Source organism: Achromobacter sp. Marseille-Q4962, assembly GCF_943737005.1.
Classification (GTDB): Bacteria; Pseudomonadota; Gammaproteobacteria; order Burkholderiales; family Burkholderiaceae_B; genus Achromobacter.
This window is the reverse complement of sequence record NZ_CALSFU010000010.1, coordinates 178,732-186,981: the sequence shown is the minus strand read 5'-3', so window position 1 is coordinate 186,981 and position 8,250 is coordinate 178,732. Positions and strand designations below refer to the sequence as shown.

The 8,250-nt window shown below is 67.9% G+C and carries 8 protein-coding genes; 5 read left to right on the top strand and 3 right to left on the bottom strand.

The window, feature by feature from the left end:
* Nucleotides 1–142 precede the first annotated feature (142 nt).
* From NGJ44_RS11180 to mpl, 3 genes are all read right to left on the bottom strand, one after another.
* The gene (locus NGJ44_RS11180; protein WP_251863935.1) at nucleotides 143–2,047 is read right to left on the bottom strand and encodes a ribonuclease catalytic domain-containing protein; all 1,905 of its coding nucleotides are present in this window, start codon (nucleotides 2,045–2,047) and stop codon (nucleotides 143–145) included.
* 50 nt (nucleotides 2,048–2,097) lie between these two features.
* A complete protein-coding gene (locus NGJ44_RS11175) occupies nucleotides 2,098–2,715 on the bottom strand; it encodes a YqiA/YcfP family alpha/beta fold hydrolase (protein WP_251863934.1) in 618 nt (205 codons plus the stop codon).
* 71 nt (nucleotides 2,716–2,786) lie between these two features.
* A complete protein-coding gene (gene mpl / locus NGJ44_RS11170; protein ID WP_251863933.1) occupies nucleotides 2,787–4,157 on the bottom strand; it encodes a UDP-N-acetylmuramate:L-alanyl-gamma-D-glutamyl-meso-diaminopimelate ligase in 1,371 nt (456 codons plus the stop codon).
* 93 nt (nucleotides 4,158–4,250) lie between these two features.
* On the opposite strand from mpl, the gene NGJ44_RS11165 reads away from it, so the two are divergent.
* The 5 genes from NGJ44_RS11165 (at nucleotide 4,251) to prmA (ending at nucleotide 8,243) form a co-directional block, all read left to right on the top strand.
* Nucleotides 4,251–4,757, top strand: a complete 507-nt coding sequence (locus NGJ44_RS11165; protein ID WP_251863932.1) for a TlpA family protein disulfide reductase — start codon at nucleotides 4,251–4,253, stop codon at nucleotides 4,755–4,757.
* A 106-nt stretch (nucleotides 4,758–4,863) separates the two neighbouring features.
* Entirely contained in the window at nucleotides 4,864–5,298 is a 435-nt protein-coding gene (gene aroQ, locus NGJ44_RS11160) for a type II 3-dehydroquinate dehydratase (protein WP_053246759.1), read from the top strand.
* A gap of 91 nt (nucleotides 5,299–5,389) precedes the next feature.
* Complete coding sequence (gene accB / locus NGJ44_RS11155; RefSeq protein ID WP_053246758.1) at nucleotides 5,390–5,851, top strand: acetyl-CoA carboxylase biotin carboxyl carrier protein; 462 nt, start codon at nucleotides 5,390–5,392, stop codon at nucleotides 5,849–5,851.
* A gap of 9 nt (nucleotides 5,852–5,860) precedes the next feature.
* Complete coding sequence (gene accC, locus NGJ44_RS11150; protein ID WP_053246757.1) at nucleotides 5,861–7,207, top strand: acetyl-CoA carboxylase biotin carboxylase subunit; 1,347 nt, start codon at nucleotides 5,861–5,863, stop codon at nucleotides 7,205–7,207.
* Between the two features lie 118 nt (nucleotides 7,208–7,325).
* Nucleotides 7,326–8,243, top strand: coding sequence for a 50S ribosomal protein L11 methyltransferase (gene prmA / locus NGJ44_RS11145; RefSeq protein ID WP_251863931.1), 918 nt, complete (start codon nucleotides 7,326–7,328; stop codon nucleotides 8,241–8,243).
* The last annotated feature ends 7 nt before the right edge of the window (nucleotides 8,244–8,250 follow it).

The window sequence follows — 8,250 nt, the reverse complement described above, 5'->3', positions numbered from 1 at the left end:
GGATGGGGTGGGGGAAGGGGCTTGCGGGGCTCGCCCCAGGCCGGCCGCGCGGCAAGCCGGGCGGCTCGCAGCCCGGCGTCCGCGCCGCCGGGCGACCCACGAAGAGCAGCCTCCGGCACGACCGCCGGGAAAAACCAAGGGCCTATCCCTCTCCGCCCGCAGCGGGGCCGATCTGCCCGACATACCGGCAATCCAGTTCGAGCGACAGTTCGTCCGTCCCCAGGATGTCGAGTTCGACAGCGGTGCCGCGCTCCAGCTCGGGCATGCCGCCCACGCGCGTCACCAGCGGCGCGTTGGCGAAGCGCACGAGGTCTTCGCGCAGCACGTGCGCGACGGTGCGGGTGATGTTGTGCTGCTTCAGCCAGCGCAGGCACCAGTAGCGCTCCATCGCGCTCTGGAACTCGGCCCAGGTCGCATATTGCGCGTCGAAGGCGCCGATGATGGCGAACAGGTCGGCGTCGCGCGGCTTGAAGGGGGCCACCAGGCGCGCGGACACGCCGTGTTCGACCGCTGCGATCAGTTGCCACTGGTTCACCAGGTCCACGTAGCGGCGCAGCGGCGAGGTGCTCCAGGCGTACTGCGGCACGCCGATGGCCTCGTGCGGCAGGGCCTGGGTGCTCATGCGCACGCGCCCCGCCTGCTGCGACCGGTAGATGCCGGGCACGCCGTGCTGGTGGAGCAGGCCGCCCCACAGATTGTTGGCCAGGATCATGTACTCGGCCACCATGCGGTCCAGCGGCGCGTTGCGCTGGCGCGGCACCAGGCGCACCGGCGTGTCCGGGTCGTCCGGGCTGCCGTCCAGGTAGAAGCTGTATTCCACGCGCGAGTTGTTCTCGGGCTTGCCGCGCACCTTCTCGCGCTGGGCCGACAGCGCCTGCGCCAGCTTCCACAGCGGGCGCAGCCAGTGTCCGTAGGGCAGCGCGGCGCAGGGGTCGGCCAGGGCTTCCTCGGTGATCTGCGTGTCCAGCATGTTGTGGCGCAGGTTCTCGCGCACCACCACGCGCTCGATGCGGGTTTCGGATTCGAGGATCTCGCCCGTTTCGGGATCGGCCACGGCGTACAGCGAAAGCGCCGGCACTTCGCGCCCCGCATCCAGCGAGAACGCCTGGATGACGCTGTCGGGCTGCATGGGAATCTTGTCGCCGGGCATGTACACGGTGGACAGCCGCGCGCGCGCCAGCTTGTCGAACTCGCTGCCGCGCGTGACGCTCAGGCCGGGGGCGGCGACGTGGATGCCTACCCGCAGCTTGCCGCCGGGCAGTTCGGAGACGGACAGCGCGTCGTCGATCTCGGTGGTGGTGATGTCATCCACCGAATAGATCTCGGCGTCCGCCAGCGGCAGGTCGCGGTCCAGCGGCGGCAGCTCCAGTTCCGGAAAGCCGGTGCCGCGCGGGAAATTGGAGGCCAGGAAGCGGCGCTTATGCAGCGCCAGCGCGTGGGGCCAGGCTCCGAGGTCCAGCAGCAGGCGGTCGGGCGTCTTGCCCAGCCGCGCGCACGCCGCGTCCAGCGCCTTCCATTGCTGCGAATTCTTGTCCGGACGCACCAGCAGCGATTCGGCTGCCTGTGCGATCGGCTCGGGCAGCTGGCCCGCGGCCATTTCGTCCACCCAGGCCTGCTGCTGTTCGGCCTGGCGCTGCTTTTTCTCCAGCGCCGCCAGCGCCGCCGCCAGGATGTCGGGCGGGGCGGGGCGGTACCGGCCCTTGCCGCGCCGGTGGAAATAGGCCGGCGCGCCATGCAGCCGCAGCAGCACCGCCGCCTGCTCCACCGGCGTGGGGGCGTGCCCGTAGTAATCCGCCGCCAGCGCGGGGGCGTCGAATTCTTCCTGGGGCGCGCATTCCCACAGGAATTGCAGATCCAGCGACTCCGCCGCTTCGGCGGCTTCCTTCATGAGCGCCGCGGGTTCGGGCGCGGAAAACGTGAACAGGGTATTGGCGCGCTTGATCTTGCTGCGCTTGCCCGATTCGGACTCGACCTGCAGGCTGGCGTCGGTTTCGGACAGGATGTGGCCGGCCTTGAAGCTGCCGTCGTCTTCGTAAAACACGTACATGGTGAGGGGTCTTCCTGGGCGGCGCGGCGCCGCCGCCTTGCGCGGCTTGCTTAGGGATTGGAGATCGTATTCGGGGGAGGGTGACCGGAACCTAGCGCGAAATCGAGCACTTCCGGCATCCAGCGGGCAAAATCGGACAAGCCGTGATCGCTGCCCTCGACGATGCGCTGCCGGCAGCCCGCGTAATGGGCGCGCATCTCGCGCCAGTCCAGCACTTCGTCGCCGGTGGCGGCCACCAGGAAGTAGCGGTCCGGCTGCGTGACCCGGGCCGGCTGGATGGCGGCGAGTTCGTCCACGTATTCGGGACGGAAGACGAACGGCGCGTCGGAATGATACATGCGGTGCTCGCCCACCTGCGTCGCCAGGTCGCGCGGCGCATGCACTGCCGGGTTGAGCAGCACGGCCTTGCAGCCGAGCTGTTCGGCCAGCCAGGTGGCGTAATAGCCGCCCAGCGACGAGCCGACCACGGTCAGCGCGCGGGGCGAGTCGGCGCCCTGCAGTTGGCGCCGCGCGATGCCCATGGCCAGCGCGATCGCCTCGCGCGGGCTGGCCGGCAGCTGCGGGCAGGCCCATGCGTCGGCCAGCCCGCGCTGCGTCATGGCGTCGGCCATCATGCGGGCCTTGAACGAGTCGGGCGAGGAGCGGAAACCGTGCAGATAGAGAATCATGGAAAGTCCTCGCTACGGTTGCGCGCCGTAAGCCGGGCCATGGGCTGCGCCCTGGCGGGCCGGGGCGGCGCTCAAGCGCGCTCCCGCAGGGCGTCGAGCAGCTTGCCGTGCACGCCGCCGAAGCCGCCATTGCTCATGACCAGGATGTGGTCGCCGGGCCGTGCCACGCCGGCCACGGCCGCCACCAGGCGGTCCAGGTCGTCGTAGCTGGAAGCGCGCGCGCCCAGCGGCGCCAGCACCTCGGACGGATGCCAGCCCAGCGCATGCTTGCCCGAGTAGGTGCCGAAGCAGAACACCAGGTCCGCGCCGTCCAGCGCCTCGGGCAGCCGGGCCGCCATGCTGCCCAGTTTCATGGTGTTGGAGCGCGGCTCCAGCACGGCCAGGATGCGGGCCTCGCCCACCTGGCGGCGCAGGCCCGCGATCGTGGTAGCGATGGCCGTGGGATGATGGGCGAAGTCGTCGTAGACCCGGATGCCGTTGACCGTGCCGCGCAGCTCCATGCGGCGCTTCACGCCGCCGAAGCGCGACAGCGCCTCCACGCCCTGGGCCGCCGCCACGCCGGCGTGCTCGGCGGCCGCCAGCGCGGCCAGCGCGTTCATGCGGTTGTGCTCGCCCGTGAGACTCCACCGCACCGTGCCCACGGTTTCGCTCTGGCGGCGCACCTCGAACGCGCCGGTTTCATCGGGTTCTCCGGCCTGCCAGGCGCCATCGGGGCCGAACGTTACGGTTTCCGACCAGCAGCCGCGTTCCAGCACGCGGTCCAGCGCCTCGGAGCGGGCTGGACGCACGATGCGGCCCGCGCCGGGAATGGTGCGCACCAGGTGGTGGAATTGCGTTTCGATGGCCGCCAGATCGGGAAAGATGTCGGCGTGATCGAATTCCAGGTTGTTCAGGATGGCGGTGCGCGGGCGGTAGTGCACGAACTTGGAACGCTTGTCGAAGAAAGCCGTGTCGTATTCGTCGGCCTCGATGACGAAGAGCGGGCGCGCCGGATCGTAGCGGGCCGAGACGCGCAGGTCCTGCGCCACGCCGCCGATCAGGAAATTGGGCGCCAGGCCGGCCGTTTCGAGTATCCAGGCCAGCATGGAGCTGGTGGTGGTCTTGCCGTGCGTGCCGGCCACGGCCAGCACGTGCGCGCCGGGCAGGATGTTGTCGCCCAGCCATTGCGGGCCCGACACATAGCGCGCGCCCGAGTCCAGAATGGCCTCCATCAGCGGGTTGCCGCGGCTGACCACGTTGCCGATCACGAACAGATCGGGCTCGAGCGCGAGCTGCTCCGGCCCGTAGCCTTCGATCAGCTCGATTCCCTGCTCGGCCAGTTGCGTGCTCATGGGCGGATAGACGCCCGCGTCGCAGCCGGTGACTTTGTGGCCGGCCGCCCGGGCAATGAGCGCCAGGCCGCCCATGAAGGTGCCGCAGATGCCAAGTATGTGCAGATGCATGAATCAATCTCCTGCCCGCATTGTATATATAGCGGCGCGCCCGCCCGACGGGCCAGGGTGGGCGAGGCGGGGCGCAGCGGTTATGATCGCGCCATGAACCGACGCCTATTCCTCTCCGCGGCGGCCGCCGGCGCGGCCGTGCTCGCAGCCGGCGCGCCCGGCCGCGCCGGCGCTTCCGACGACGCGGTCGCCACGCTGATGGCCCTCAGGCTGCCCGCGCTGGCGGGCGGCACGCATGCGCTGGCCGAGTTCAAGGGCCAGCCCATGGTGGTCAATTTCTGGGCAACGTGGTGCGCTCCCTGCGTGCGCGAAATGCCCGAACTCGATGCCCTGCAAAAAAAATACCCTCACGTGCGCTTTGTCGGCTTCGGCGTGGATCGCGAAGAGAACATGCGCAAATTCGTCGAGAAAGTGCAGGTTTCCTATCCGCTCTGGGTTGCCGGGGCCGGCGCCATCGATCTCTTGCGCAAGCTCGGAAATCCGGCTGGCGGCCTGCCTTTTACGGTGGTTTTCAATGCAGATGGCAGCATTAACCGCAAAATACTCGGGGAAATCAAAGTAGACGATCTCGACCGCACGCTGTCGGGCATCAAGGCGTGAAGTGGTTGGACAAATAGGCGGAATTGGCGTAAAAAGCTGGTTTATCGTCCGTTTTGCCCACATTTCGTAATTTTCGTCGGTTGGCAATCCACCCTTTGGCACGCGCATGGCGCAGAACATACTGGTACTGCATGGCCCGAATCTGAACCTGCTCGGCACCCGGGAACCGCATATCTATGGCAGCCTCACGCTGGCCCAGATCGATGAGCGGCTCGAAACGCTGGCAGGGGAACTGGGCGCCAGGCTGACGGCGTGGCAGGGCAATCACGAGGGCGCGCTGGTGGATCGCATCCAGGCGGCCCGCCAGGACGGAACCGACTTCATCATCATCAATGCGGCGGCGTACACGCACACCAGCGTTGCGATCCGCGACGCCCTGGCCGCGGTCGCCATCCCATTTATTGAAGTACATTTGTCCAATCTGTATAAGCGGGAGCCCTTCAGGCATCACTCTTATCTGTCCGATCTCGCGGTGGGCCTGATCTCCGGCCTGGGCGCGGACGGCTACGAGGCGGCCCTGCGCTACGCAGTGCGGCACTGACTCGCACCACTCAATCAAAGCATCTACATCTTCATGCGGCACGGACCCGACGCAGGGCCGTTGCCAAAGACACTTTCGGGAAGCAGCTTCTATGGATCTTCGAAAACTCAAAACCCTGATCGACCTGGTGGCTGAATCGGGAATCGCCGAGCTGGAAATCACCGAAGGCGAAGGCAAGGTTCGCATCGTCAAATTCTCGCAAGCCTTGCAGCCCGTGGCCTATCACCAGCCCGAAGCCGGCGTGCCCGCTGCTCCCGTGGCCGCGCCCGCGGCGCCGGCCGCGCCCGCGCCGGCCGCCGAGGCCGCGCCCGCCGTGCAGGGCCACGTCGTGAAGGCGCCCATGGTGGGCACCTTCTACCGCGCGCCCAATCCGGGCGCCGCGCCCTTCGTGGACGTGGGCCAGTCGGTCAAGGAAGGCGATCCGCTGTGCATCATCGAAGCCATGAAACTGCTCAACGAGATCGAAGCCGACAAGTCCGGCGTCATCAAGGAAATCCTGGTCGAGAACGGCGAACCCGTCGAATACGGTCAACCCCTGTTCGTCATTGGCTGATAGCTGAAAATGTTCGAGAAAATCCTGATCGCCAATCGGGGCGAAATCGCCTTGCGCATTCAGCGCGCCTGCCGCGAGCTGGGCATCAAGACCGTGGTGGTGCACTCCGAGGCAGACCGCGAAGCCAAGTACGTGCGCCTGGCCGATGAATCCGTTTGCATCGGGCCCGCGCCTTCGCGCGAAAGCTACCTGAACATGCCGGCCATCATCTCGGCGGCGGAGGTCACCGATTCCGAGGCCATCCACCCCGGTTACGGCTTCCTGTCCGAGAACGCCGATTTCGCCGACCGCGTCGAAAAGAGCGGATTCGTCTTCATCGGCCCGCGTTCCGACACCATCCGCCTCATGGGCGACAAGGTCAGCGCCAAGCGCGCCATGATCGAGGCCGGCGTGCCCGTGGTGCCGGGCTCGGAAGGCGCGTTGCCCGACGATCCCCAGGAAATCCTGCGCATTGCGCGCGAAGTCGGCTACCCGGTCATCATCAAGGCCGCCGGCGGCGGCGGCGGGCGCGGCATGCGCGTGGTCTATACCGAGGCCGCGCTGCTCAACGCCGTCACCATGACGCGCTCCGAGGCGGGCGCCGCGTTCAACAATCCGGAAGTCTATATGGAGAAGTTCCTCGAGAACCCTCGCCATATCGAAATCCAGGTGCTGGCCGACGGCGGGCGCAACGCGGTCTGGCTGGGCGAGCGCGACTGCTCCATGCAGCGCCGCCACCAGAAGGTCATCGAGGAAGCGCCGGCGCCCGGCATCCCGCGCCGCCTCATCGAGCGCATCGGCGACCGCTGCGCCGACGCCTGCCGCAAAATGGGCTATCGCGGCGCGGGCACGTTCGAATTCCTGTATGAAAACGGCGAGTTCTATTTCATCGAAATGAACACCCGCATCCAGGTCGAGCACCCCGTCACCGAGCTCATCACCGGCGTCGACCTGGTGCAGCAGCAGATCCTCATCGCCGCGGGCGAGAAGTTCACGCTGCGCCAGCGCGACATCGCTTTCAAGGGCCATGCGATCGAATGCCGCATCAACGCGGAAGATCCCTTCCGCTTCGTGCCCAGCCCCGGACGCATCACCAACTGGCACACGCCGGGCGGCCCGGGCGTGCGCATCGACTCGCATGCGTTCAACGGCTATTTCGTGCCGCCGAACTATGATTCCATGATCGCCAAGGTCATCACCTACGGCGACACGCGCGATCAGGCGCTGGCCCGCATGCGCATTGCGCTGTCGGAAATGGTGGTCGAAGGCATTTCCACCAACATCCCGCTGCACCGGGAAATGCTGCAGGATGCCCGCTTCATCGAAGGCGGCACCAGCATCCATTATCTGGAGCAGCGGCTGTCCCAGCGTCCCTGACGGGCGCTGGCGGGGCCCGGCCCCACTGCCGCCGCGCGGGGCGCGCGGCGCAACCCGATACACGGCCGAGCGGGCCGCGGCGCAAGCCGCGGCCCTTTGGCCGAATGGAAGAAGACTCATGCGTGAACTCGTGCTCCATTGCCAGGAGGCGCAGGCCGAAGCCCTCTCCGATGCCTTGCTGGAGGCGGGCGTGCTTTCCGTTTCCGTCGAGGACGCCGACTTCGGCACCGAAGACGAGCGTCCCCTCTTCGGCGAGCCGGGCACCGAGCCCGACGTGCAGGCCTGGGAGCGCAATCGCGTCGTGGCCCTGCTGCCCGACGGCGCCGATCCGGCGCAGATCGTCGAAGAAGCCGCGCAGGGCGCCGGGCTGGCCCCCGCGCTGTTCGCCGGCTGGACCCTGCGCGACGTGCCCGATGCCGACTGGGTGCGGCTGACCCAGTCGCAATTCGGCCCCATCCACATCGCCAAGCGGCTGTGGATCGTGCCGAGCTGGCACCGAGACGATCCCGGCGTGCCCGGCCTCGCCGCCGAAGACGGCGCCATCCACATCGAACTCGACCCCGGGCTGGCCTTCGGCACCGGCAGCCATCCCACCACGCATCTCTGCCTCGCCTGGCTGGAATCGGAACTGCCCGCGGGCGCGACCCTGCTCGATTATGGCTGCGGCTCCGGCATCCTGGCGATCGCCGCCCGCAAGCTGGGCGCCGGGCCCACGCTGGCCGTGGACATCGATCCGCAGGCTGTCCAGAGCACGCAATTCAACGCCGGGGTCAACGGCGTGGAGCTTCAGGCCATGCTGCCCGACGCGCTGCCGGCGGGCTCGTTCCAGGTGGTGGTGGCCAACATTCTCTCCAACCCCTTGAAGGTGCTGGCGCCCATGCTGGCCGGCCGCGTCGCCGGGGGCGGCGACCTGGTCCTGTCCGGTGTGCTGGAACGCCAGGCCGAGGAAGTCGCCGCCGCGTATGCGCCCTGGATGCGCATGTCGGTCTGGCGCGCGCTCGATGGCTGGGTCTGCCTGCATGGCCGCAAAGCCTGATTGCCGT